A 23892-nucleotide genomic window follows, 5' to 3' on the forward strand; every position below is an offset into this window, starting at 1 on the left:
GGTATTGCACGTCTCCTTTTTTTCCGCCCGCCAGCCTGCCCGCACCAATAAACGCTGTTAGTATCGATCAGCACACGCTTGGCTAGCCAGCATGCCTGCCAGCGGCGAGAGGTCGGTCAGTTCGTCGAGCCGTGCCACCAAGTCTATCAGCTCGTCGCACTCGTCAGGTATGAGCACAGACTTGACCAGCAGGCGAAACTTTTCCTCCAGGCGCTGCTGCTGCTCCAGCAGGTCGCTGGCTGGGCGCCCACTGTCGTAGCGTTGGCGCAGCACTGTGCCGCTCTGAGTCTCGATCACCACCTCGCTGAGGGTGAGGTCCGGGCATTGAGGTGCGAGCAAAACCTGCACCCGATCACGCAGCGCCACCACCTCGGGCGCGGATACGGCTTCGTCACTGAACGCGTTCAATCCGGCGGTGTCGACCCCGGCCAGCGCCATCGCCACCGTGTGACGGAGACTGAACTTGGCCTCCAGCCCGGTGCGCGGCTCCGCGATGTTGCATACACCCTCGCATGCGGAACTGGCACGCACCGTCACGCGGCATACGCCATCAACCCGCAGTGCGTGTTGCAGGCGCAAGTGGCTCGCGGCCTCAATGGCGGCATGTGTGCCATAACAGGCGGCGTGGAACTTGAACAGGTTGTGGCGCAGATGCCAGCCGCCGTTCGGCGTGGCCACCGCAGCTCCCAGCGATGCGGTGCCACCGTGCGTGGCGATGAGGCCTTGCGGACATTCAATCGCATCGGCACGGCTGGTGAAGCCGCGTGCGGCCAACTGGGCCGCCTGCAGGCCGTCGGCACTCGCCCGCCCGGCATGCAAGGGTTTGCACATGGTGCCGAACATCGATTTCAGCCCAGCCGCCATGGTGCTGGCGATGCCCAGCGCGGTCGCGGTGTCGTCGGCATCGAGTTGCAGTAAGCGTGCGCAGGCGGCGGCCGCACCGAGCGTGCCTAGCGTGGCTGTGGTGTGGAAGCCGTTGGAATAATGTGCGTCGCCGCACACCAACCCCAACTGGCACATGGTTTCGTAGCCGGCGGCGAAGGCCGTCATGAAGTCGCGTCCGCTGGCGCCGCGCGATTCGGCCAGGGCGAGCAAGGCCGGGATCAGGACCACCGAGGGGTGGCCGGTGCAGGCCATGTTGACGTCGTCATAGTCGAGTGCGTGCGAGGCCGAGCCATTGATCAATGCCGCCTGCCGGCTGGAGGTCATCATGGCGTGCCCGACGACGGTGGCCTGGGCATGCCCACCCTGTTCACGGGCTTCTTCGGCCAGCATGTGAACCAGTGGCTCGCACGCGCCAGCCAGCGTCACCCCGATCCAGTCGAGCAGGCATTGCCGGACCCGCAGGCGCACGTCCTCCGGGAGATCGGTGTAGCACAGGGCAGCGCAGCGCGCGGCCAGTTCCCCCGTGATGTCAGCGGTTTGGATAGCGGACGACGGTGCGGGTTTTCTGGTTGTGGTCATGCTCATTTCAGTGCCCCTTCCAGACCGGTTTGCGCTTTTCCCGGAAAGATTGCGGGCCTTCCAGGGCATCTTCACTGAGGTAGACGGCATCAAACGCTCGGTTGGAGGCGCGCAGCGCAGCGGTGCGGCCCATCTCGGTGGACAGGCGCACCATTTCTTTGGCCGCGCGCACCGTCAGTGGCGCATTGGCCATGAGCCGGGTCGCCAGCTCTTTGGCCCCTTGCAATGCTTGCCCCTTGGGCATCAGGCGGTTGATGTAGCCGAGTTCGTAGGCGCGCTGCGCTGTCAGCGGGTCGCCGGTCATCGCGACTTCCATCAGAATGCGCTGCGGCAGCATGTGGATGACCGGCGAGGCCCACGGCATGCCGCGCCCGACCTTGGCCTCCGTGATGGCGAATTTGGCGGTTTCGTCGGCCACGCACAGGTCGCACATCTGCGAGAGCAGCCAACCGCCTGCATAGGCATAGCCCTGCACGGCAGCGATGACGGGCTTGGTGACCTCGATGTTGTCGCCGAGCACGGCGATGAAGCCCGCTGGCGGGATGCGCAGTTGAGTGTCTGCAGCTTCCACCAGGTCCATGCCGGCGCAGAAATTGTCACCGGCGCCGGTGAGGATGGCCACCTGCGCCTGCCCGTCAGCTTCGAAGCGGCGCCAGACCTCAAAAAAGCCTTCGCGCACGGCGCGATTCAGCGCATTGCGGCGCTCGGGCCGGTTGATGGTGATGACGGCAATGCCGTCGTTCACTTCGTAAAGCAGTTCATTGTTCATGGGGGTGTCTCCTTTTGAAGTTTGTGCCTATTACCGCGAGCGGCGGGTCTGGGGCATTGGTCTGGTTTGATTCGTTGCCACCTCACGCGATTCCGGTCCCGCACGGTAGCCGAGCGCCCCCGAGATGCTTGCGGCGAGTTCCATCACCAGGTGCTGCAGCGCATCGGCGACGGCGCGACCGCGCTCGATCGGCGCGGCGATGATCAGCGCTGCGTTCACGCGCCCGTCAGGTTCGAAGATCGGGGCCGAAAAGCCGGCAACGTCAGGTGTCACTTCTCCGAATGTGACCGCCACCCCTCTCACCCGGGCTTCGTCGATGATCCGCGCCAGTTGCGCCGGGTCGGTGACCGAGTGCTCGGTCATGGCCCGCAGATCGGCCCGGCGCAGGTAGTCACGCCGCCATGCCTCTTCCTGAAACGCGAGCAGCACGCGCCCGGCGGACGAGGCAAACAGCGGCCGTGTCGTGCCGACTGGCACGGCGTATCGAATCGTCCGGGTGCTCTCGAAGATCGGGTTGTAGACGAGCCGATCTGCGGTGCGGTCGATTCTGGCGATCAGGGCGGTCTCGCCGGATCGCGCCACTGCCTCCCGCAGGAAGGGCAGGGTCACAACGTCGAGCGAGCGGGCCGACACCAGAGATGCCCCTAGTGAGAACGCCTCGGGGCCCAGTTCATACAGGTCATTGCTGCGCTGCAGGTAGCCATGCGCCGTGAGGCCGCGCAACAGCGAGAGTACGCTGGTTTTTGGTGCATTCAACGCCAAGCACAACGGGGTCAGGGCCAAGCCAGCAGGGCGGTCGGCCAGTATCCGCAGCAGCCGCAGCACGCGGGTCACGGCCATGGGAGAAGCCTCCGCGCGGGTATTGATGCCCGTGCATTCGCGCAAGCTGGCCGTGGGCATGTTCATAGAATCGAAGCTTTCTTGTGTTCTGATATGGGAACATTTGTTTGGAAATCAGAATATCGTTAGGATGGACGGCCGTCAATCCGGTTTTTCCTCAGCACTCGGCGCTGAGGCAGCCTGGCATCTAGAAATCAGAGGGGACACAGATGACAAGCCAACACAAGCAGGCAGCACCCGCCGGGCCACTCGAGGGCGTGCGGGTGATCGACCTCAGCGCGGTGCTGATGGGGCCCTACGCCACCCAGATCTTTGGCGACCATGGCGCGGACGTGATCAAGATTGAATCCCCTGAGGGCGACTCGACACGCTGGATCGGCCCCGGACGCCATCCCGGCATGGGTCCGCTGTTCCTGCACCTGAACCGCAACAAGCGCAGCGTGGCGCTTGACCTCAAATCGCCGGAGGGCGCGGCTGCGATGCGGCGCCTGATCGAAGGCGCCGATGTCTTCGTGCACAACCTCCGCCCGGCCTCCATCGCCCGGCTCGGGCTGGACTACGAGAGCATCTCGATGATCAATCCACGCATCATCTGGTGCGGCGTGTACGGTTACGGCGAGGACGGTCCCTACGCCGGCCGCCCGGCCTATGACGACCTGATCCAGGGCGCGGTCGGCATCGCCGCCTTACAGCAGCAAAGCGGGGCGAGCGAGCCGCACTACGTGCCGCTGACGATTGCCGACCGCATGGTCGGCCTGCATGCAGCGCACAGCGTGGCCATGGCGCTGTACGGGCGCGAGCGCACCGGACGCGGCTGCCGCATCGATGTGCCGATGTTCGAAACCATGGCCAGCGTGGTGCTTTCGGACCACCTATATGGGCACACCTTCGAGCCGCCCAGTGGTGACGCTGGCTACGTGCGGCTGTTGTCGCCCGGGCGCCGGCCATACGAAACCAGCGACGGCTACATCTGCGCGCTGGTATACAACGACGGCCACTGGCAGCGTTTTCTGCATGCCATCGAGCGCGACGATTTGCGGGTCGATCCGCGCTTCACCGACCTGGCCAGCCGCACCCGCCACATTGACGAGGTGTACGGCTTTCTGGGCCAGACACTATGCGTGCAAAGCACCGCGCACTGGTTGGCGCTGTTCGAAGACATCGACGTGCCGGCGGCGCCTCTGAACACCGTTGAATCACTGTTGGATGACCCGCACTTGGCGGCGGTGGGCTTCTTTCGTCAGGTCGAGCACCCGAGCGAAGGAGCGATGCGTACCTTTGGCGCTCCGGCGCGCTGGGTGGGTTACGACGTCAGTAAGCTGGCGCCCGCGCCGCGATTGGGGGAGCACACCGAATCGGTGCTGCGCGAATGCGGCTTTGATGCAGGTGCGCTGGCCTCCTTGCTGGTCAGTGGCGCAGCGGTTCCGGTCCTCGCCGATGCGGAGGTGTCAGAATGAGGGTTCCGGCATTGAATCGACTAATGTTCCTGGGTTTCATCAGCTTCGCACTCGTCGCTGATGGACTGAGGATGTGTTAATAGGCCCTAGTACGTCAACACGCAAGTTTCGAAACGAAATGCTGACCGAGCTTCATGTCCGCATCCTGGCGAGTAAACGTCCACTCGATGGTTCGCTGAGAGGCATTTCGAGCCTGCTGCCACGCGTCAACCTCGCATTGCAGACGGTGTCGGCTTTCAATGCGCCGGTCCAGACTCTGGCGACTGAGGATGCCGATTTCGATCTCCGCCATGTTCAGCCAACTCGCGTGTTTGGGCGTGTAGTGGAATTGCACCCGGCGCAAAAGTTTGGTCGCAGCGCGTTTGCCCAACACGTCGTCGAAGCACTTTCTGAAGTGGATGTTCAGATTGTCCAGAACCAGATGAACGCACCGTGCCTTGGCATACGTGCGGGTCAGCAAGTCGCCGACGAAGGCAACGAAGTCGGCCTTGCCCCGGCGCTCTGTGACCGAGACAGTCCGCCGTCCGGCTTTGGGCTCGACAGCCACGAACAGGTTGGTCGTGCCGTTGCGCACGTACTCGTAGTCCACTTTTTCTGGATTGCGCGAGTTGATCGGCAGCGGTGCACGGCTGTGTCCGATTAGTTGCAAGCTCTTTTCGTCGATGCAGATGACCGGCTCTGCACACGACATCGGCCGTGCATACAACTCAAGCAAGGCGTACATGCGACTGCAGTACTCTTCAGTCAGTTCGCCAATGCACCACATCAGCTTGCGCCAGGGCTTGAGATCGTTTTTTTGAGCATGCGCCGCACTGTTTCCCGACTCACGTTGGCCATGCCAGGTTCCTGGCGTGCGACCCGCTCGAGCTCCACCATGGTCCATCGCTGCCGGCCCGCAGGCGGCTTCAAACAGGCCAACGCCGTCACTCGCGCTTCGTCGTCCGTCCCATACTGGCGAGGGCGCCCCGAGCGTGCCACGTCGAAGACCGCCAACTCCACACCGCCCTGCAGATACGCGGCCCGTGTGCGCCATACGGCCGTGCGCCCCACTCCCAGCACCGCCATGATCTGGGCCTCTGGCACGCCCCGGTCCAGCGAGGACAGGACATGAGCCCGATTGACTTCCCGCGCTTGGTGCTGCCCCTTGCTGCGAATCTCGTCCACGAGCGCGCGGTCCTCGTCGGTCAAATGCAATTCCGTCTGGCGCATGGCAATACCTCCGAGCATCAAGCAGTGATGACGAGAGTGAATTCATGTTCCGTTACTTTCGTGTCAATATACTAGTCTTACTGTGTCATAAACGCAGTCGAACGTGTACTGGTTCGACGAAGTTTTTTTTACCGCCGGCATCGCTGCCGACTTTCAGCCGCTGGGCCATCAGGAAGCCATACGCGGCGATGCTCAGGCTGGCGTGATGCCTTCGCGCCAACTGATGTTCTGGAATGCGCTGTCGGGCAAGGACTGCGCCAATGCCTTGACGCTCACCGGCTGTCTCTTGGCGGTGCGTCGTGGCATCACCGGTGGACGGCCCATGCCGCTGTAGGGCTTCGGTGGCAGGGGCTCCACTCCGGGTGGCCAGACCACCACGGCCGAGGTGATCCCGACCACGTAGGGCAAGCCCAGATCGGTCAGCCCCTGACGAAACGCGTAGTCGATCCCGTAGCCGGCGTCGGCCAGCACGCAGTGCCTGGGTGCTCCTTCAGAGAGCAGGCCCCGTAACTGTTGCAGGGCAATGTGAGGCTTGGTCGCAAACTCGATGTCTTCGGGAATCCCGGCCTTGAGTCTGCGCTCGGCGTCTTCGGCCCAGTTGCGGGGCAAGTACAGCTGCCAGGCCACCGGCAGGCTGCCTTGTTCGCAGGCCAGCGAGACGCTGACGGCCACTTGGCAGTTGTCCTGCTTGCCCAGCACACCGCAGTATTGGCGTGTCACGCCCACCGAGTGGACGCCCTTCTTGGGAAAGCCCGTGTCATCGACGATCCACCAGCCGCCAGCGCTGAAGTCCATGTGCGGGACCACCCACTGCGCCACGCGATTGAGCAGTTGCTGGTCGCTCCATTGGGCCTTGGCGACAAAGTGATGCAGGGCCTGGTGCCGGGCGCTGGCGCGCAGCGGATCGACGCGGGCGGCCATGGGCTCGACGCTCTTGCGCGACAGCGGCAGCATCAGACCGGTGCAATACCCGGCCAATCCTGCGTGACGGTCGGCATGACCCAGTCCGTCGGCTAGGTGGGCCATGTAGAGACCAAACTCTTTGGGTATGTCCATCGCACCCCCATCACAGGGAAAAGATGGACATATCATGCCTTACTTTTTATGACACAGTAAGACTAGCAGGCCGTTGAAAAAATGCTCATCGAACGCACCAGAGTCGTGGATTTTGAAGAAACGGGTCGCCCAAACTGGTCTGCGCAGCGATTGCAGCGGCCATCACGGCCTGTTTGCAGGCCGTTGTGCCCGTTTCGGGCACACGTATCCCATGGTTCACGCATGATGCGTGTCCCACCAGCCGCCCAGTGTGAACGCTGACCAAGAACCGCCACTATTCGCCGGTGAGGTGGCGGTTTTGTAGATGGGGAGGTTTGCTCAGGGAGCAAGGGTGTTTGCATGAAGCGGTGTTCGCGCCGGCCCGGCCGCCCTGCAGGGCGGCCGGGCCGGCGCGGCGTTTAAGGTGGCTGGACACGCTGCGCCTGTGTGCTGGCGCCTGGAGTGGCCGATGGCCGGCCGCGGTACAACGCGGATCGAAGCCGAAGAAGGTGGGCGCAACATCGGTCTGAACGCCGGCAAGCTTGAGGACCGTTGCGCGCCCGACACCGTGCGATGAAGGCGGTGCCACGTCAGTGTGGCGCGCTGGGACGCATCCGTCCAGCACTTCGGCCGTACCGGGGTGCGCATGGAACAACACGCCCGCCTGTACCTGTGCGCCCGCTGCCACGCGCAGGTCGTGCTGTGCAGCCGCTGTGACCGCGGCAACCGCTACTGTGGCCGCGCCTGCGGGCGCCAGGCCCAGCATGCGGCCGCGCAGCGCTACCAGCGATCATGGCGTGGTCGCATGGCCCACGCACAGCGCGCGCAGCGCTGGCGCCAACGTCGTGCCGGTGCCGACGCGGGCTGCGGCGCGCACAAAGTGACGCATCAGGGTTCCCCGGCGCCTGGGGTGGCTGCTCCACTGGCAGCATGGACACCCCAGAGCACCTGCAGTGAACTGCCCGCCACAACGGTGGTGAGCGCGCCGCCATCCGTCGACGCAGCCCCCTGCTGGAGGTGCCGACGCTGCGGCGCCCCACAACCGCCAGCGCTGCGCCAAGGCTTCGTGCGGCACGGCTTGCCGCTGGGGCGCCGCCATGACCCTGGCCCCTGACCTGGTGGCGCAGATCGTGCGCCTGCACACGGTGGAGAAGTGGCGCGTGGGCACCATCGCACGGCAGTTGCACGTGCATCGCGACGCCGTGCGGCGCGTGCTGGCCGGCAACCATGCACCGGTGCACGCCTGGCCCCTGCGGGCCAGCCGCATCGACCCGTACCGGCCCTTCATCGAAGCCACGCTGGCCAAGTTCCCCACGCTCACCGCCGCGCGGCTGCACGCCATGGTCGCCGAGCGCGGCTACGTGGGCGGGGCCTCGCACTTCCGCCACCTGGTCTCCACCTTGCGTCCGCGCCCGATCCCCGAGGCCTACCTGCGCCTACGCACCCTGCCCGGCGAGCAGGCGCAGGTCGACTGGGCCCACTTCCGCCACCTGCAGATCGGGCGCGCGCGCCGCCCGCTGATGGCCTTCGTGATGGTGCTCAGCCACTGTCGCATGGTCTTCCTGCGCTTCTTCCTGGATGCCCGCATCGATGCCTTCCTGCGTGGCCACTTGGAGGCGTTTGCCGGGTTCGGCGGGGTCACCCGCGTCGTGCTGTACGACAACCTCAAGAGCGCCGTGCTCCAGCGTCACGCTGACGCCATCCGCTTCAACCCGGCGCTGCTGGCGCTGGCCGCGCACTACCGCTTCGAGCCCCGCCCGGTGGCGCCGGCAAGGGGCAACGAGAAGGGCCGCGTGGAGCGTGCCATCCGCTACGCGCGCGACAGCTTCTTCGCTGGGCGCAGCTTCACCGATCTGGATGATCTGAACGCGCAGGCCCAGGCTTGGTGCCTGGGCACGGCCGCTGATCGGCGCTGGCCCGAGGACGGCGCATGGACCGTGCGCCAGGCCTTCGAAGCCGAGCGGGGCCGCCTTCGGGCGCTGCCCGAGCACGCCTTCGCGCTGGGCGAGCGCGTGGCCGTGACGGTGGGCAAGACGCCCTACGTGCGCTTCGACCTGAACGACTACTCGGTGCCCCACACCCAAGTGCGGCGCACGTTGGCCGTGCTGGCCGACGAGCACACGGTGCGTATCCTGATGGGTGCCAGCGAAGTGGCCCGCCACGCCCGCTGTTGGGACCGGGGCCAGCAGGTGGAGGATGCCGCGCACGTGGAGCAGCTGGTCGAGCACAAGCGTGCGGCCCGCGCGCACCGGGCGTGTGACCGCCTGGCGCAGGCCGCGCCAGCCAGCGCCACCTTGCTGGAGCGCGCTGCAGCGCGCGGCGAGAACCTGGGCTCGATCACGGCGGCGCTGGCGCGCCTGCTGGAGCGCTACGGGGCCGGCGCGCTGCAGTTGGCCGTCCTGGACGCGCTGGCGCGCGGGGTGCCGCATCCCAACGCCGTGCGGCTGGCACTGGAGCGCGCCCGCGAGGCCGCCGGCCAGCCGCCGCCGGTGGCGCTGGTGCTGCCCGAGCACGTGGCCCGCCGTGATGCACCGGTGCGGCCCCACGCCCTGGATTCCTACGACCGCACGCCGCCGTCGCTGTCGTCGCCACCGGAGAACTCTGATGCATGACCCCGATCCCTCCCAGGCCGAACTGCGCGCGCAGGCCGGCGCACTGCGCCTGCACGGCCTGCTGGCCCACTGGGCCGAGGTGGCCGCGCAGCCCGAGCAGGCGCGCTGGGTGGCGCAGCTGCTGACCTGGGAGGGCGCCGAACGCGGCCGGCGCAGCCTGGAGCGCCGTCTGCGCGATGCGCACATCGGGCGCTTCAAGCCGCTGGCCGACTTCGACTGGACCTGGCCCAAGAGCATCGAGCGCGCCGCCGTGGAGGAACTGATGACGCTGGACTTCCTCAAGGAGGCCGCCAACGTGGTGCTGGTCGGCCCCAACGGGGTGGGCAAGACGATGTGCGCCTGCAACCTGGGCTACCAGGCGGTGCTGGCCGGGCACACGGCGCTGTTCATCACGGCGGGCAATCTGTTGGGCGAGCGGGCCGCGCTGGACAGTGACTCGGCCCTGCGCAGCCGGCTGCGCAAGTACGCCGCGCCCGACCTGCTGCTGATCGACGAGGTGGGCTACCTGTCGTACTCCAACCGCCACGCCGATCTCTTGTTCGAGCTGGTCAGTCGGCGTTACCAGCACAAGAGCACGGTAGTGACCACCAACCGGGCGTTTGCCGAATGGGGCGAGGTGTTCCCCAATGCGGCTTGCGTGGTCTCGTTGATCGACCGGCTGATGCACCGCGCCGAGGTGATCCGCATCGAGGGCGATTCCTACCGGGCCAAGGAGGCCGCGCAGCGCAGTGCGCTGCGCCAGGCCGAGCGGGCCGTCAAGACGCCGGCCGCACGGGTGCGCAAGGAGGCCCCATGAGCGCGCCGATCCCGCCGGGTGGGCGCGTCACGGCACCACCGGCACCGCCCATCCCACAGCATTGGACGCCCGAGCAGGCCCTGGCGGTGTTCGAGTGCCTGCAAGCGCTGCGCGAGGCCCTGTGGCAGGCCTACGGCCCGCAGGTGCAGCAGGCCTGGCGCGAGCAACTCATGCCGGGCATGCCACCTGAGTTCGATCCGGACGAGCCGTTCTGAGCAGACCGCGTGATCCACAAGCCGAAGGCCCCTCGCGGGGCCTTCGGCATTCGTGGGCGCCACGAAATACAAAACCGCCACCTCACCAGCGAATAGAGGCGGATCTACGCCGGCGTCAACAGCCCAGCCTTTGATTTGGTGGCGCGTCCATGACTCGAACCGCAGGCCTGTGGATTATGATTTTTCCGGGTGCGTTGACAGATTTTGAAGTTCATATATTCCACGATTTACCTTATGTATAGTTAATGCCTGCGAGCTTGCGCGCAGCACTCTCAGCGATCAACTCCTGAAATTTGTTCGCGGTTTCTTCACAAATTTGCTCTTCACACCGCTCGGCCCTGCCGCAGGTGCGAAGCGCCTGCCACACGCGCCGTCGAGTCGGGAACAATTTTAGATCCGCGTCAAGAGCGGACCGTCTTTCTGAGACACGGTCCGCCACCAATACTGAACCTATGACTGCTGGGTGTCAATTGAATCAATAAGTTGGACGCGTGCGCGGGAACAAATTCTTGGAATTAGACGTATGCGTGCACGACGGTAGCAACATTGTTCGGTTTCGCGGCAGTGATGGTGACTTCGTGCGCCTTTTGCGACCAGTTCCCTGGGGTTCCAGGCCGACTTCGCTGCCAATTCGATCGACCCCGCATCGGGATCGCTGCCGTGATACAGCAAGTGAAGTTCGCTTCCGAAGCGCGGGCGGCACGTCGTGAGTTTCGACCATAGTTGTCGGTCAAAGTGACTGTCGACACTTGCCCGGGCCAGGCGCGACGGCGCTATTCTCGGCCCCGGAGAGCATCGAGCGCTTCTTCCAAGGTCTCTGCTGCCTCCGCATGGAGAGTGATAGCGTTCGCATCGAGATCAATCCCGCAGGGCATTCGGCCCGACTCAGCACAATCTCTGAGGACATTGATCGCAAGTCGCAATGCGTCGGCGGTGGTCATCGTAGGCATGGGCGGTGTACCTTTTCAGTCTTTGAGCGGCGACACGGCTGGCTGAAAGCGAGCCTCCAGCCGGCTACCGTCTCGCCAAGGTCATGACTATTTCCTAGATTCGCTGACCAGATGCGCGTAATTAAAATATGGCGCTACGAAGCGCTAGCGCTTCGTAGCGTAATATATACGGAGAGAAATTGCAAGCACAGAGTGGCGAGCTGGCTGTAGGCCAGGGCATGCATGCTCGAGCCTACAGCCAGCGAGTCCCCAGTAAACGCTACGTCGACCAGGTTCATAGGCGAGTGCGATTTGACGATTCAGAATATCAATGTTATGCTATGCAGCGATATCGCTGCATAGCACTATGACAAAGAGCTGCATTTCCCCTATCGACTTCAAAGCAAGTGGCTTGCGGCCTTGCTTTGTCGTTTTTATACTTGGCAGCATATATGCTGCCAAGTACGAAGATTGCGTCAATCCGCGTGCCGACTCAGTCAGATGAACCGCACTCGAATCCAGATCGCAAAGCCCGACATCGTTCGGCACTTTGACGCGCTTCCCGATCGTGTCCTGAAGCCGAAAGAGATCTACGCAATCCTCGCGGAACAGCGAAATTTCTGGCGGCTCGCACAAGCCACAACGGCGGAGCGATTTATCGAGTTTCTGCAGAAGCACTCGAAGCTCAAACAGTATGAGTTTCTCTTCCCTCAACGAGCCGAGACGTGCTATGTCTGGGACCAGGCCCCTTTGCTCGCCATCTTGCTGGGCCTCAGAAAGGACCTGCACTTCAGCCACTACACGGCAATGCGCGCACTCGCTTTGACCGAACAGTCTCCCAAGTCCATCTATCTCACCGACGAGCGAACCACCTCGCATGCAAGCGAACGCGACAGCAAGATCAGCCAGGCAGACATTGACAGCGCTTTCAAAAAACCGGCACGCGCCTCCAGCAATTGGGTGGAGTACGACGACAAGAAGATCTACTTGCTGAACGGTGCCGACACCGGCCACCTGGGCGTCGTCACCGAACTGATGACCGACGAAAGCGGGGCCGAGGTCCAAGCTCGGGTGACAAATCTCGAACGAACCTTGATCGACATCACAGTGCGGCCGGTCTATGCGGGCGGCGTCTTTGAAGTGGCCAAAGCGTACGAGCTCGCAAAGGAGCGCGCGTCCATCAACAAGCTGGTGGCGATGCTGCACAAGTTGAAGTTTGTCTATCCCTACCACCAGGCCGTCGGCTATTACCTGCAGCGCGCGGGCTACAAATCTAGCCAGATTGACCTGGTGCGGCGCCTGCCCATCGCGCAGGACTTCTATCTGACGCACGAGATGAACGATACGCGCTACGACAGCGATTGGCGACTACACGTCCCAAGCGGGTTTTAGTTTGTCGATCAGAGCCACCGCATAGTCAAAGTAGAAGCGAAAGTCCTTGAGGTCGAACCCCGGTGTGACGGTCGCCTCCACTGCGGCGAAACCAGCCCGATGGAACTCGTACACCTCCGGCACCTTGCCGAGGAAGGCCAGTGGCACCTTCTTGACCTCGAACATCGACTTCAAGATCTGGACCGTCTTGTCTGTCGTCAGGTCCAACTTCAACGTATCCATCAGCACGAAGATGTCAACGAAGTCTCGTGGGCGAGCGCTGCCGGCGCGATCCCGCTTGATGAAAGGACCGTATCCAGGCATCTGTTGGCAAATCGCCCGGAGCTTTTCACAGACGATCATGACGGGCGAGTACACGTAGATCATGTAGCCCTCGAAGTCGACTGGCTGCTTGTCTTCGACGTACTCAAAGCGGCTGATGTCAATCAGGAACTTGGTGCCCAGACCGAGGTTGACCGCACGCCGGCGCAAGACTTCCAAGTCGCCGCGATGCTCCGCGAATACCTCGACGTTCGCCAGTTTGAATTCGACGGCGTAGCCGCCCCAGAAATGGCGCATGTCCTCAGAGATCGCCTGCGGCTTCTCAAGCATGCGGAAGTCGAACACCTCGTACCCACTTGCGCGAAAGGTCTCCGTCAAAGCCTTGTGGATACGAGTCTCGGCACCTGCCACGTCATCGCCGAAGTCCTGCTTCAACGAAAAGTCCAGATCAACTGAGGCGCGCGCGCTCACTTGATGTACCAGGGCCATGGCGTTGCCACCCTTGAGGACCAGTTGCTCCAGCAGCTCATCATCCGAAAACATCGCCTGAACTGCAAGGATCTTTATCCTGTCCAGCAACGCGGCAGCCTCGGACGCTTTCACATCAGCTTTCTTCATGACAAGAACAGTAGCACAGCCGCTATCGAAGCTGATCGCCGAAGCAGTCAGCCACTTGGCGAAGGCCTCCATCCCGTCGGAACTAGTGCCAACGCAGCAAACGGGCGTCATAGACGCCCACTCATGCCGTCGCGATAGAGGAGTTCCCCAATTTCTGAGAAGACGATTAGGTCGTCTTCGGCCAGCCCTGCGCCGTGTCAAACTGTGCGCCAAAATTCTTCTGCCCACATTTCCCTGGGGCCTTGAACGCCCCTCCCCGTGCCTACTTCGAGAAGGACAGCGACGCCAGCAGTGGCAGCAAGGGAGACTTCATTTTCCGCGACGTGGACGATGCCCAGACCGAGATCGTCTCCATCATGTTCGAGATGAAGAACGAGAACGACCAGACGGCCACGAAGAAGAAGAACGAGGACTTCTTCAAGGAACTGGACAAGGACCGTTCGGAAAAAGCTTGTGAGTACGCGGTGTTGGTGTCACTGCTGGAACCTGACAACGAGCTGTACAACAGCGGCATCGTCGATGTGTCGCACCGTTACCCGAAGATGTATGTGGTGCGGCCGCAGTTTTTCATTCCCATGATCACACTGCTGCGCAATGCGGCCTTGAACTCGCTGCAGTACAAGTCCGAGCTGGCCCTAGTGAAAGCGCAGAACGTAGACATCACTCGTTTCGAGACCCAGCTGGAAGACTTCAAGACCTCGTTTGGTCGCAACTGGCGTCTTGCCTCCGAAGGGTTCGAGGAAGCCGTCAAGCGCATCGACGACGCCATCAAGGACTTGGAAAAGACCAAGGACGCCCTCTACAAGTCCGCCAACAATCTGCGACTGGCCAACGACAAGGCCGAAGATCTCACCGTCAAGAAGCTGACTCGTGGCAACCCAACCATGGCCAAAAAGTTTGCTGAATTGAAGAACGGGGGCCCTGCTGAGTCAAACTGACAAGGGGTGCGGCGGCATGTAGCGAGACATTGGCTAACAGGCCGGCACAGATGCAGCTCAATGCCGCGGCTACAGCTGCATTTGCCTGACACGCTCGGTCATGTGGCGTGAAATCAGTGGTGGAGCCGTCTTTTTGTACGGTATACCCAATCAAGGGGCACCAAGACTGGATTTCGCGAGATCAAAGCTCAGTGTCAACAGGCGTCTGTGGCCGTTTTTTTGCATCAGGCTGTTGAGGTGAGTGGTCTGGACGTCACAGACTAGGTAGCGTCCGTAGAGCAGTCCGGAGGGGCTACGATTTGCCGGTATCGCCCTTGGCCATAGATGGTTTGACAACCGTTTCGTGGTGATTCTTTGCATGCGCTACCAGGGTGGCCCATTCCGGCGACGTCATTGTGCGGCCCAGCAGCTCTTCGAATTGGATCCGTACCGCTGCAACGCCCTCGTCCGTTTCAATGTCGTCGCCGAAGCCAAACACCAGACTGATGATTCCCCAAAGACGATGCCAGGTCCCTTCCAGGCCTTCGAGGTGAATGCCCAGCTGGTACCCGGTATCCGTCGTCGTCGGTCGACTCGACAGGATGCTTTCCATCGACGGGGGCTGCCGAAGCTTGCGTTCGATGCGCTCACGCGCGATTTTTTGGAGATCCTCCAGAAGTGGGCTGTCCATTTGCGTGCCGCACTCGCGTTCCCAGTATTGGATAGCGGCTTGAAGCGCAGCACGCGCCGGCTCACCATCTTCACGCAGTTGCTCTTCAAGTGCCGCCACAACCTGGTCCACCGCCTGAGTGCGCGGCCTCATGGCCTGGCCCACGGCCGACATGATGTTCAATGAAGCAGGGCTGTCCGGGTTGCTGGCCAGCTCACGTGCCATCGCCGCCCAGACGCTTTCGCCTTGGAGCGGCTCCAACTTTGTTTTGGGCGGATCACGATCGGTCATCGTGGCAGTCTAATGGAGATGGGCTCTCTCTCGGTTGTTCGGGGTAGCCAGGTGTTTCCCCTCATCATCGGCATCGTCCATCGCTTTAGCGTGTTTCAGCGCGAGATCGACAACGATCTGATGCCGAAGCTGAAGAACCACCCGATGGACAGCATCACCCGCCTGAAGCTGACCGCGCTGCTGAAGGATGTCGAGAAACGCGCTCCCGAGGTGGCCCGCTACCTTCGGAACCATCTCTGGGGCATGTTTGAGTACGCAATCGATTCCGGGTTGATGGAGAACAATCCCGTGCCGCCCCTGCGCGTCATGAAAAGGCGCAAGCAGACGAACCACCCTGCCCCGACCTGGCGCTTGTCAGCAGAGGCGGTCCGACTAAGGAGCAAGACTGCAGGGCGCAAGGCGGCAGCCAGAAGTTCCTGGTGAGAATGAGAGATATGGTTCACTCCGGCGTCATAGACGCCGAATCAAGCCGTCGCGATAGAGGAGTGCCCCAATGTCTGAGAGGACGATCAGATCGTCTTCTGTCAGGTTTTCGTGTCGAATATCGAGCCACTGGGCGAGCATCACAATGGCTGCGTCTGGATCCGGGGACACGCACGCAGCATCGAGCACTTGCGCCTTTTGCTCGAACAGCGCTATGAATCGGTGGACTGGTTGATCCTCTGTCATGGCCACACTCCTGGGTACGCAGGGAAACGGTTGTGAAGATGCTTTGAAACGCTACCAGGCTTCGTCAACAAACCTCCCTCAAGGTCTGGAGCACAATTGCGTTGCATTCCCTTGGCACTTCACCACCGCGCCGCGAAATCGGGATGTAAATTGCCGGCCATCGACAGCGTAGCAATGGTGCTTGTGCACGCCGGCCATTCCTCCCTTAACCCGAGAGGCGTATTGGCAAACCGGGAGGCCCACCGCTGCATCTGGAACTTGCTCCGTGGCTGCATGGCAGTGCCCATGCTACCCCACCTCCAGCCACAACAGGTGGCAATGAGCGCAGGTGTATGCATTGACTTCTTCAACAATGGGAGTCCTGAGCATGAGCAAAAAGCCAAAGCACTGCAGCGTGCGGAAACTGCGAACACGTCATCAAAAAGATGCGCCCTCTTCACCGGCGTGGCCCGCTACCTTGTTGGCAAGAAGAGCAACTGATCAATGCTGCCCCGCCCTGAGCCTTTCTACCAGGCTCAGGATGTGGACACGAGACGTGAAGCATCGCGTGGGCGCGCGCGCAAGAATATTCATCACGTCGCCTTGACACTGGGCGGACCTCCTGTAGCTTGGAAGCACAGAAAGGAATCGCTCAAATGCGCCACAAATATGCCAAGGGTCCCTACCTCGCCACCATGTTCCAACTGGCCAAGGCCAACGGATGGGGCGTGGAAATAGGCGGGGTAGATCTTCCGGAACACACGAGCGACGAGGAGCTCGTTTCGTACACCCTGTACTTCGAAGCCGCCATGGATGTCTCGTTCGCCCTCATGAAGCACCCGCCAGGCACGGTGTCCGTTGGAAACGATCATCTTTCTCTCCTGGTGAGCTGGTACCGCCCTTGTTGCGGGCGTTGCTCCTGTCTGCATGGTAGCGCTGGGTTCGCGAGTTTCAAGTGCGGTCAAACATAGCAAAAGGGCCACCCGCGAAGGAGTGGCCCAATTTTTTGATTTGCGTTTAGTGCAAAACCTTCCTGCTGAACAGCGCCGCAACTTGGCGGTTCTGGCCGTACAGAAAGACTCCGAGCTTTTCGCGGACCCAATCCGGCAGGGACGGAGCGCCGAGCGCATGGACCAGCACCATGCGGTGGCCTTTGTCCATCACGGCGTCGAACAAGGCCTGCACCGCGTTCTCACCACCGTGTTCGACGGCAAGAGCGATTGCGCGACCAGGCTTTTCGGCCAGGGACGTCACGATGAAGTCCATGTGGTCAAGGGCGGAAGCGTAGTCCGATTCGTATGCGGCGTTCATCATTTCTCAATCTCCGTTAAAGGGAAAGGAGACGAGTTCCACATACGCCCCATGAGGGAACCGTGGTTCCCGTCCGGGTGGGTGAAGTTCGGCGTTTGCCGACGAATTGGAGTGAACTCCAAAGGTGAAGCGATTGGAGCACCCCGCTGGATTGGTGTCAGCTCACATGGTTCACTTGGGGTGCTTCGCCAAACGTGAACAGCGCAAACTGGTTTGCACTTGGTTCAGCCGCCACATGAACCGGATCGCGACTTCTTTTCCCTCTGTACGAGCCACTTGGTACAGGCCGATCACATGCAAATCGATTTGCGCTGGCGCTCTGCAAACTTGTCCTCTTGAGTTCTGCTCGAACGACCGAAACGGCCTTGTTGGCGAGGTGTACAGAGGCTTTTGCGGTACTGCTATCGCTTCATTCCCAGATCGAAGACCGATGTTATGTGCCCACGACCGATCGTGATTGCCCTCACACTGGTCTTGGCCTCCTCAGGCGTGACGCCTGCAAGGCCCTCGACCCAGATCGGCTCGTCGCCCCGGCCCTCTTCCTCCTCCGCGACCAGCATCTCGTGGGCTTGCAGGATGGAATGCTGATTGCGCGCGAGGTTGGCGCGTGCTTGCCATGCGCGGCGCATCCACACCATTCCCGTCCAGGTGAGGGTGATCATGCTGTTGCGTCCGAGCTCTTCATTCTGCTTGTCCGTGAGTTTATTGGACTCGGCAAACGTGATGACCGAGACGAGGTTGAGGCGTTCCATCGTGCGCAACGTGCGGCGCATTGCGCGCTTGCGCATGATTTGGGATTCAATGCCCCTGATGCGGTCGGCGAGCATCGTGAAGGTGCTCACGCCTTCGCGCTGGTACAGCCAGGACAGGATGGTGGTCCTCTCGCAGCGCTGGCTTGTCTGCGGGACGTGCTCGACCAGGCGATGTAGCTCCTCGTCCATCCGCTCCCAATGCGGGTGCGTGAGGAAATCTTCGATATCGATGCTGTCCAGGCTGGCATCGACGTCAGCGTACTCTGCGCACTCGTCGCTAACCTGTTCGGGGACAGCTCCGGGAGCCGGTGGAAGCGGCACATTCAAGGGAGCAAGCGGCGTCTGAGCGGCTTCGACCTCGGCGCGTTTGGCCAGGGTGGTGAGCTGGTCACTCGGGGCGGCTTGCTCTGCGCTTTCCTGGCCCTGCTGCAGTGCCGCGGGCAACTGCTGTGACGCTTGCTCGTGGCGCAACTGCTGCACAGCCTCACAGGTCGCGCATTTCGAATCGGTGTCCCCTGCTGTTTTGGTGGTTTTGGCGACGACGATCAGACGGGGCGGTATGCGCCGCTTCCCGGTACGCAAAAGTCGCAGTCCCGTGCGCGTGGCGTGAATTGTTGGACCACCACAGCGTGTTGATCTCCCGCCATCGAAGCCGTTTTCACCTGTTGAATCGGGAAGAGCCCGATCGCGTACTGCTTTGGCGCTACGTCACCATAGCATCGATGCGCAAACCGGTTTGCACCCAAAAGGAAAGGGCCTGCCGTTTTTCCTATTGGGCAGTGTTGGGCTGTGAGGGGTGCGGCCATCAGGATACGAGCAGTTCAAGCTGCGCGCTGCACAGTTTTTTTCCGAATTGGCGCCAAAAGCCTGCTCGATCCAAGACAGAATCGCGGCTCGCTGCCAATAGTTCGATGTCTCGCCTCTTTCTTGGCGCTGCGGCCTATCGCGCATCCCCACCCAAGATCGAGACCTCTCGCACATGGATCCTGCCCCGCCCTTTCTTACCTCAGCGGCTCACTCCTCGCTCCTCCACACAACAAGCTCCACCTGGGAGCAACAGCCTTTCTTTGACGCAGCGCCCTATCCCGCGTTGCTGCTCGATGCGCAAGGGAAGGTAGTCAAGTACAACCGGGCTTTTCAGGAAATTGGCGCACCTACCGACGAAGGCCTTGCCAACGGTACTGATCCAGTGAAGGTGCTGGATGTTCGTGATGAGGCCAGTGCCCAGGCATTGCGCATGCGCATCGGACGAGCGCTTGCCGGCGAGGTCTCGCCAACGCTGACTCTGGTCCTGTTGCGCAATCCGCGAGCGCCGGTGCACGTCAGCGCCACGGTAGGCGCATTGCAGACGCCGTCGGGCTCGCTGGCCGGCGCCTACGTCAGTCTGATTCCAGTTGCCGAACCGGTCGCAGATAGCTTACTCGGCGCCCAAGGCGTGCAGGCCGACGAAGCCTTGTTCAAGGCGGAACGGCGCTTTCGGCTGATGGCCGACGCGCTACAGGATTCCTGCATCTTCTTTGTCGATGTGCAGGGCAAGATCAGCGAATGGAGCGCGAGTGCGCACCGCTTGCATGGCTTCACCCGCGATCAGATCCAGGGCATGCCTTTGAGCGTGCTGCACGTGGGTCTGCATGGTGAGGAAGAAGAAGTCTCCAGTCACGACGCATTGCGCCTGGCTGCAGAACGGGGGCAGTGGGAAGTGCATGGTTGGCGGCGACGCGCGATCGGCGAGCCCTTCTGGGGTCACACCCTCCTGACCGCCTTGCGGGGCGAGGACGGCACGATCGAGGGCCTGTCTTGCATCACACGCGACATGACGGTTGCCCGTGACCTGGACCGGGTCATGAATGACCTCAATGCGGAGCTCGAGCGGCGCGTGTCCGAGCGGGTGCGCCAGTACCTGATGCCCAACCGCGATCTGGATGTCTTCACCCATCACATCACGCACGATCTGCGCGCGCCGCTTCAGCACATCAACACCTTTGCGGGCCTGATCATCGAGGGGAGCAATGACCTGTCGTCTCACGCGGAACTGGAGCGCTTTCGAGAAGGACTGCGCACGGGTACGAGGCGCCTGGACAACATGGTGGAGTCGCTGCTGAACTATGCCCGCCTGGGGCGCATCGACTTGCAACCCGCCACGCTTGCGGTGTCTGCCCTTGTGCACAGCGCCATTGAGCGCGTGCGCTGCGCTCATCCGAACGTGGCTGTGAGCTTCGTCGTGCAAGGTGATCTGCCTGTGGCCATCGGGGATCCCAAGATGCTGAGCCAGCTGATGTTCAACGTGATCGACAACGCGGTGAAGTTCAGCGCCCTAGCGCGCTCACCCGAGGTGCAGGTCGGCTGGAGCCCTGAGGGCAATGGCCTCGGGCAGTTCTTCGTGGTCGACAACGGCGTCGGCTTCGACGTGAGCAAAGCGAGCAATCTGTTCGTGATGTTCGCACGCCAGCATCATTCCATCGACTTCGCTGGCGACGGGACAGGATTGGCCATTGCGCAACGCATCGTTCAGCGGCACAACGGCCGGATCTGGGCTGACAGCTCGCCCAATACGGGCTGCACGGTGTACTTCACGCTCCCGGTGGATAGGGCCCAATCCACTTCAGCACCGGGCGCGCTCGCAGATCTGCCGCTTGGGCTGGCTGGTTGAACGAGCGCGGGGATGACGCAGACTGCGGCCGGCCCGGCCCGTTGCTCGAAGCTCGAAGCTCGAAGCTCGAAGCTCGAAGCTCGAAGCTCGAAGCTCGAAGCTCGAAGCTCGAGTTGGCCTCGGCGTGCGCGCGCAGCTGCAGATGAGCCTTCCTGGTGGTCACGCCAAACGCAGCCTGCCTGCCTGCCTGCCTGCGCAGCGGCCTTGATCTGCCCAGAAGGCGTATCGGCCCTTCCAGGGCGGAAAGTCAACTTGTGGCGATGGCCAGAGCCTTGCGCTTGCCGAGCTTGAGTGCTTGGGCAACGCCCTCGCGTTGGGCGGCGCGCGGCATGACCTTACCGCTCTCCCACTTGTAGATCGACAGGGCGGAGACACCGACCAGTTTTGCCATTTGCCCTTGGGTCAGGCCCAGGTGTTTGCGGTGGGCAGCGAACGCCTGGTGGTCAAACGCTGCTGCTTCGACTCGCGGTGCGCGTGGCGCGCTCGGTGCGGCAGCTTCGGACGTGCCGTGGTGGGCTGTGCTTGCCCGATCAGCCCGATTGGCCATTCGCACGAACTGGCGCAATAGCGTGTCCTGTGCCTTGACGATTTTCTTCAGGGCGGCGATGTCATTGCGGTGCGATGCGCTTGCCTTGCGCAGCGCTGAAATCTCGCCCTTGATTTCCTTGCGCGCAACGCGGGCGATCTCGCGCTTCATGGATTCTGCAAATGACGCCATCAGAGAACTCTTTCGTTTTGCGTGAACACATGGGCATTCTAGGGGCGCGTCGAGTCTATGGCCTGTGCGTGCTGCGATCCACGGCCCAGGAAAAGAAGCCGCCCTGAGCCGTGTGGCCTCGGAACGAGTGCAAAGCGCGTTGTGGTCGGCAAGGTTTCAGCCATGCCAATAAGAAACATATGTTGTCGAATCTGCGCCTGCAATCGATCTGTCGCGCAAATGACTCTACGACGGCCACCCCCCTGCTCTCTTCGTTCGAGCCTCCGATTCCGCACGTTCCGGGCGTGTCATTTATCCATCTATGAAGCTTAGTTCCGCACTGGGCCGGGGTTGCTCTACTGGCATTGCTGCACTGTGCATCTGCTCACCTGTCCAGGAAGATCTCAAGCGTCTCACCCTGCGGCTGCGCCTCCAGGGACACCACGAACTGGATCGGCCTGGCCACCCCTGCGCGCAGGACCTCGTGAACCTGCTTGAGGTTCTCCGCCGTCCAGCCTTCTTGAAATCGCCCCGCGACCTGCATCGCCTCTCCAGCGCGCAGCAGTACTCCGTCCGCGGCCGGCCCCGTGATCCAGAACTGTTCGACACCTGCAGCTACCAGTCCTTGCTTCACGTCAGGATTGCCCGCAATCAGCTGCATCGACTGCTCCATACGCTCTCGCTGTGCCTTGCTCATCTTGGTGGGCGAGCCCAGGTAGGCCGAGGATATTTCGCGCCGCCAGTGACCCAGGGCCTCTGACACTTGCTGGTAGGCATCTGCCACCAACGTCTTGTTCTGCTTGTACCAGTCCGAGTCTGCACCGTTCTCGCTCGGAGGACGATGCCTCGTGATGTCGAAGAACATGTCCCCGGCGAATTCATGCCGCAGGCCATGGCACACCACCCCCCGTTGTTCCAGAGTTACGCCAATCTCTGCCATGACGTTGTACAGGCGACTTCTCGCTTGCTGGAGCGTCAACTTCGGATACCCCATCTCCAGCCGGCGTGACTTCTCGGCCCACTGGCGGCATCTGTTCAGTACGTCACGCTGGTACGCGGCTTTCTGCGCATCTTTCATGTAGGGGACCTTGCGCCACCGACCACCTTTCGTCTCCCGGTGTACCAGCAGAAAGTTCGGGGTGTCCGACGAGTGCGGACGAAGGCCGAGTGCCTCTGAAACTCGCAGTCCCCACGCCAGCATCAATTCCATCAGCAGCGCCTCATGCGGGTAGGTCTCGCGGACTTCCTCAATCACCTCCAGCGGCACCACCCCCTTGGGTGTCCACGCCTTGGTATCCAAGGCAACCTGCTGGCGTGTCACCATCTGCTGGCTGACACCGGTGACAGCCAGCGCCTCGTACAGCGCTTCACGTTTCGGAACCACATCCTGGCGACCCACCTGTGTAAAAAACTTGCGCAGCGCACTCAGCTTGTTCGCCACCGTTCCTGGCGTCTGGCCTTTCTCGTGGGTCCAGTACGCTGCAAGGGCCATCACCTGACGCCGGTTCAATTGATCCAGCCTTTGAACCTTCATGTTGATCGCCTTCAGGTCGCCGATCGCTCCACGCAGCATGTCGCCATGGTTCGTGCGCGTCTTGGCCGAAACCTCCCGCGCTCGCCCGATCAATGCCGGCAAGGGCGATGCGTCAAGGAACATCGCCAACTGCCGGAGCGGATCGTTCGGATACCGGCGGATTGCCTCGGCCAAGGCTTCCTTCCCGCTACCGATCACGGCCTTGCGTGGCCCACCCGCGCGCTCACGCTCGCGCATCCGCGCCATCGCCCTGGCCATAACGTCGGCCGGTGCCTTCCAACGGCCATACCCAATCTGCTTGTCCATAAAACTCCTGTCGGTTGCAACTTTCAATTCCAGAGATCACCACCTAAGCCGCTATCCGGTGTGGGCGTTTCGAACACCCACACCGGATAGCGGCTTCAGCCAATCCCAAGCGCTTTCGTGCCAGCTCGCGCCAGCACCTTCACAGCTACCTCTCGCCAGTACAAGGCCCTGCGCACGGCCATCAAGTCTTCAGATCCCGGTTCGTTAGCAAGCTTTCCTGTCGGCACAGCGGGAGACTGTGTGACCACCATCCTTGATGGATGGGCACCCCGGAGACCTCATTGATCGCCGGGGGGGTTACTGTCTGGGTCTCAGACAGAGCCAAATGAGGTGGGTGGCCAGGCCGAGGCAGTTCGTGACTGCCCAAGTTGACCTACTTCACTGCATGACTTTTCTGCGGCGTCTCCTTCTCCCTTGTGTCCACCTGCGTATTTCGGCGAATGTGACCGGTCATTTCGGCGCATCGTGACCGGTGGGCTGAGCGATGTTCTCAGCGCCGTTTCGGTAACGTGACCGCCC

The 23892-nt window shown here is 62.1% G+C and carries 22 protein-coding genes and 2 pseudogenes; 10 read left to right on the forward strand and 14 right to left on the reverse strand.

Annotation, left to right across the window (positions count from 1 at the left end):
* Positions 1-57: 57 nt before the first annotated feature.
* Genes J2X09_RS21290 through J2X09_RS21300 form a run of 3 tightly spaced genes read right to left on the reverse strand, consistent with a single transcriptional unit; the run spans position 58 to position 3139 of the window.
* Positions 58-1464: an MmgE/PrpD family protein gene (locus J2X09_RS21290; RefSeq protein WP_204734767.1), complete on the reverse strand. Its 1407-nt coding sequence runs from the start codon at positions 1462-1464 to the stop codon at positions 58-60.
* A gap of 7 nt (positions 1465-1471) precedes the next feature.
* Entirely contained in the window at positions 1472-2233 is a 762-nt protein-coding gene (locus J2X09_RS21295; protein WP_056272141.1) for an enoyl-CoA hydratase-related protein, read from the reverse strand.
* A gap of 30 nt (positions 2234-2263) precedes the next feature.
* Positions 2264-3139, reverse strand: coding sequence for an IclR family transcriptional regulator (locus tag J2X09_RS21300; RefSeq protein WP_310309277.1), 876 nt, complete (start codon positions 3137-3139; stop codon positions 2264-2266).
* A gap of 143 nt (positions 3140-3282) precedes the next feature.
* On the opposite strand from J2X09_RS21300, the gene J2X09_RS21305 reads away from it, so the two are divergent.
* A complete protein-coding gene (locus J2X09_RS21305; protein WP_204734766.1) occupies positions 3283-4530 on the forward strand; it encodes a CaiB/BaiF CoA transferase family protein in 1248 nt (415 codons plus the stop codon).
* A 94-nt stretch (positions 4531-4624) separates the two neighbouring features.
* On the opposite strand, the gene J2X09_RS21310 is transcribed toward J2X09_RS21305, so the two are convergent.
* The 3 genes and pseudogenes from J2X09_RS21310 to J2X09_RS21320 all read right to left on the reverse strand — a co-directional run.
* Complete coding sequence (locus J2X09_RS21310) at positions 4625-5413, reverse strand: IS630 family transposase (RefSeq protein ID WP_310309280.1); 789 nt, start codon at positions 5411-5413, stop codon at positions 4625-4627.
* Positions 5296-5739 (reverse strand): helix-turn-helix domain-containing protein, encoded by a 444-nt coding sequence (locus J2X09_RS21315; RefSeq protein WP_204734764.1) that lies wholly within the window; start codon positions 5737-5739, stop codon positions 5296-5298. The genes J2X09_RS21310 and J2X09_RS21315 overlap by 118 nt, the downstream gene beginning before the upstream one ends.
* A gap of 207 nt (positions 5740-5946) precedes the next feature.
* Positions 5947-6795, reverse strand: a pseudogene (locus tag J2X09_RS21320) (IS701 family transposase); the annotation flags it as partial.
* A 625-nt stretch (positions 6796-7420) separates the two neighbouring features.
* Here J2X09_RS21320 and J2X09_RS21325 point away from each other — a divergent pair.
* The 5 genes from J2X09_RS21325 (at position 7421) to J2X09_RS21345 (ending at position 12718) form a co-directional block, all read left to right on the forward strand.
* On the forward strand, positions 7421-7888 hold the full coding sequence (locus J2X09_RS21325; protein ID WP_204734763.1) for a hypothetical protein: 468 nt from the start codon (positions 7421-7423) through the stop codon (positions 7886-7888).
* The gene (gene istA, locus J2X09_RS21330) at positions 7872-9386 is read left to right on the forward strand and encodes an IS21 family transposase (RefSeq protein ID WP_204734762.1); all 1515 of its coding nucleotides are present in this window, start codon (positions 7872-7874) and stop codon (positions 9384-9386) included. Before J2X09_RS21325 ends, istA begins: the two co-directional genes overlap by 17 nt.
* Positions 9379-10182: an IS21-like element helper ATPase IstB gene (gene istB / locus J2X09_RS21335; protein WP_204734761.1), complete on the forward strand. Its 804-nt coding sequence runs from the start codon at positions 9379-9381 to the stop codon at positions 10180-10182. Before istA ends, istB begins: the two co-directional genes overlap by 8 nt.
* Positions 10179-10397: a hypothetical protein gene (locus J2X09_RS21340; protein WP_204734760.1), complete on the forward strand. Its 219-nt coding sequence runs from the start codon at positions 10179-10181 to the stop codon at positions 10395-10397. The genes istB and J2X09_RS21340 overlap by 4 nt, the downstream gene beginning before the upstream one ends.
* Positions 10398-11827: 1430 nt before the next feature.
* The gene (locus J2X09_RS21345; RefSeq protein WP_204734759.1) at positions 11828-12718 is read left to right on the forward strand and encodes a hypothetical protein; all 891 of its coding nucleotides are present in this window, start codon (positions 11828-11830) and stop codon (positions 12716-12718) included.
* On the opposite strand, the gene J2X09_RS21350 is transcribed toward J2X09_RS21345, so the two are convergent.
* Positions 12695-13669: a nucleotidyl transferase AbiEii/AbiGii toxin family protein gene (locus J2X09_RS21350; protein WP_310309284.1), complete on the reverse strand. Its 975-nt coding sequence runs from the start codon at positions 13667-13669 to the stop codon at positions 12695-12697. The genes J2X09_RS21345 and J2X09_RS21350 overlap by 24 nt on opposite strands.
* A gap of 182 nt (positions 13670-13851) precedes the next feature.
* On the opposite strand from J2X09_RS21350, the pseudogene J2X09_RS21355 reads away from it, so the two are divergent.
* A pseudogene (locus J2X09_RS21355) lies at positions 13852-14535 on the forward strand (DUF2130 domain-containing protein); the annotation flags it as partial.
* 292 nt (positions 14536-14827) lie between these two features.
* Here the strand turns inward: J2X09_RS21355 and J2X09_RS21360 are convergent.
* Entirely contained in the window at positions 14828-15475 is a 648-nt protein-coding gene (locus J2X09_RS21360) for a hypothetical protein (RefSeq protein ID WP_204734758.1), read from the reverse strand.
* Positions 15476-15526: 51 nt separating this feature from the next.
* Here J2X09_RS21360 and J2X09_RS21365 point away from each other — a divergent pair, with 51 nt between their 5' ends.
* The gene (locus J2X09_RS21365; RefSeq protein WP_204734757.1) at positions 15527-15898 is read left to right on the forward strand and encodes a phage integrase central domain-containing protein; all 372 of its coding nucleotides are present in this window, start codon (positions 15527-15529) and stop codon (positions 15896-15898) included.
* A gap of 27 nt (positions 15899-15925) precedes the next feature.
* Here the strand turns inward: J2X09_RS21365 and J2X09_RS21370 are convergent, their stop codons facing one another.
* On the reverse strand, positions 15926-16144 hold the full coding sequence (locus tag J2X09_RS21370) for a hypothetical protein (RefSeq protein ID WP_204734756.1): 219 nt from the start codon (positions 16142-16144) through the stop codon (positions 15926-15928).
* A 111-nt stretch (positions 16145-16255) separates the two neighbouring features.
* Here J2X09_RS21370 and J2X09_RS21375 point away from each other — a divergent pair, with 111 nt between their 5' ends.
* Positions 16256-16624: a hypothetical protein gene (locus J2X09_RS21375; RefSeq protein ID WP_310309286.1), complete on the forward strand. Its 369-nt coding sequence runs from the start codon at positions 16256-16258 to the stop codon at positions 16622-16624.
* 92 nt (positions 16625-16716) lie between these two features.
* On the opposite strand, the gene J2X09_RS21380 is transcribed toward J2X09_RS21375, so the two are convergent.
* The 3 genes from J2X09_RS21380 to J2X09_RS21390 all read right to left on the reverse strand — a co-directional run bounded on the left by J2X09_RS21380 (position 16717) and on the right by J2X09_RS21390 (position 18666).
* Entirely contained in the window at positions 16717-16995 is a 279-nt protein-coding gene (locus J2X09_RS21380; protein WP_204734755.1) for a hypothetical protein, read from the reverse strand.
* Positions 16996-17140: 145 nt separating this feature from the next.
* On the reverse strand, positions 17141-17437 hold the full coding sequence (locus J2X09_RS21385; protein ID WP_204734754.1) for a hypothetical protein: 297 nt from the start codon (positions 17435-17437) through the stop codon (positions 17141-17143).
* 398 nt (positions 17438-17835) lie between these two features.
* A complete protein-coding gene (locus tag J2X09_RS21390) occupies positions 17836-18666 on the reverse strand; it encodes a hypothetical protein (protein ID WP_204734753.1) in 831 nt (276 codons plus the stop codon).
* Between the two features lie 499 nt (positions 18667-19165).
* Here J2X09_RS21390 and J2X09_RS21395 point away from each other — a divergent pair, with 499 nt between their 5' ends.
* Positions 19166-20836, forward strand: coding sequence for a sensor histidine kinase (locus tag J2X09_RS21395; RefSeq protein WP_204734752.1), 1671 nt, complete (start codon positions 19166-19168; stop codon positions 20834-20836).
* 247 nt (positions 20837-21083) lie between these two features.
* Here J2X09_RS21395 and J2X09_RS21400 read toward each other — a convergent pair whose 3' ends face one another.
* The gene (locus J2X09_RS21400) at positions 21084-21533 is read right to left on the reverse strand and encodes a helix-turn-helix domain-containing protein (protein WP_310309289.1); all 450 of its coding nucleotides are present in this window, start codon (positions 21531-21533) and stop codon (positions 21084-21086) included.
* Positions 21534-21918: 385 nt separating this feature from the next.
* Positions 21919-23373 carry a tyrosine-type recombinase/integrase gene (locus tag J2X09_RS21405; RefSeq protein WP_204734751.1) on the reverse strand — a complete coding sequence of 485 codons (1455 nt, stop codon included), beginning with the start codon at positions 23371-23373 and terminating at the stop codon, positions 21919-21921.
* Positions 23374-23892: the final 519 nt, after the last annotated feature.

Source organism: Hydrogenophaga laconesensis, from assembly GCF_031457235.1.
GTDB classification, from domain to species: Bacteria; Pseudomonadota; Gammaproteobacteria; order Burkholderiales; family Burkholderiaceae_C; genus Hydrogenophaga; species Hydrogenophaga laconesensis.

Coding starts and splice junctions, on each gene's coding strand:
- J2X09_RS21290 (WP_204734767.1), bottom strand. CDS start 1,464: ATGACCACAACCAGAAAACCCGCACCGTCGTCCGCTATCCAAACCGCT.
- J2X09_RS21295 (WP_056272141.1), bottom strand. CDS start 2,233: ATGAACAATGAACTGCTTTACGAAGTGAACGACGGCATTGCCGTCATC.
- J2X09_RS21300 (WP_310309277.1), bottom strand. CDS start 3,139: ATGAACATGCCCACGGCCAGCTTGCGCGAATGCACGGGCATCAATACC.
- J2X09_RS21305 (WP_204734766.1), top strand. CDS start 3,283: ATGACAAGCCAACACAAGCAGGCAGCACCCGCCGGGCCACTCGAGGGC.
- J2X09_RS21310 (WP_310309280.1), bottom strand. CDS start 5,413: ATGGACCATGGTGGAGCTCGAGCGGGTCGCACGCCAGGAACCTGGCAT.
- J2X09_RS21315 (WP_204734764.1), bottom strand. CDS start 5,739: ATGCGCCAGACGGAATTGCATTTGACCGACGAGGACCGCGCGCTCGTG.
- J2X09_RS21325 (WP_204734763.1), top strand. CDS start 7,421: ATGGAACAACACGCCCGCCTGTACCTGTGCGCCCGCTGCCACGCGCAG.
- istA (WP_204734762.1), top strand. CDS start 7,872: ATGACCCTGGCCCCTGACCTGGTGGCGCAGATCGTGCGCCTGCACACG.
- istB (WP_204734761.1), top strand. CDS start 9,379: ATGCATGACCCCGATCCCTCCCAGGCCGAACTGCGCGCGCAGGCCGGC.
- J2X09_RS21340 (WP_204734760.1), top strand. CDS start 10,179: ATGAGCGCGCCGATCCCGCCGGGTGGGCGCGTCACGGCACCACCGGCA.
- J2X09_RS21345 (WP_204734759.1), top strand. CDS start 11,828: ATGAACCGCACTCGAATCCAGATCGCAAAGCCCGACATCGTTCGGCAC.
- J2X09_RS21350 (WP_310309284.1), bottom strand. CDS start 13,669: ATGGAGGCCTTCGCCAAGTGGCTGACTGCTTCGGCGATCAGCTTCGAT.
- J2X09_RS21360 (WP_204734758.1), bottom strand. CDS start 15,475: ATGACCGATCGTGATCCGCCCAAAACAAAGTTGGAGCCGCTCCAAGGC.
- J2X09_RS21370 (WP_204734756.1), bottom strand. CDS start 16,144: ATGACAGAGGATCAACCAGTCCACCGATTCATAGCGCTGTTCGAGCAA.
- J2X09_RS21380 (WP_204734755.1), bottom strand. CDS start 16,995: ATGATCGTTTCCAACGGACACCGTGCCTGGCGGGTGCTTCATGAGGGC.
- J2X09_RS21385 (WP_204734754.1), bottom strand. CDS start 17,437: ATGATGAACGCCGCATACGAATCGGACTACGCTTCCGCCCTTGACCAC.
- J2X09_RS21395 (WP_204734752.1), top strand. CDS start 19,166: ATGGATCCTGCCCCGCCCTTTCTTACCTCAGCGGCTCACTCCTCGCTC.
- J2X09_RS21400 (WP_310309289.1), bottom strand. CDS start 21,533: ATGAAGCGCGAGATCGCCCGCGTTGCGCGCAAGGAAATCAAGGGCGAG.
- J2X09_RS21405 (WP_204734751.1), bottom strand. CDS start 23,373: ATGGACAAGCAGATTGGGTATGGCCGTTGGAAGGCACCGGCCGACGTT.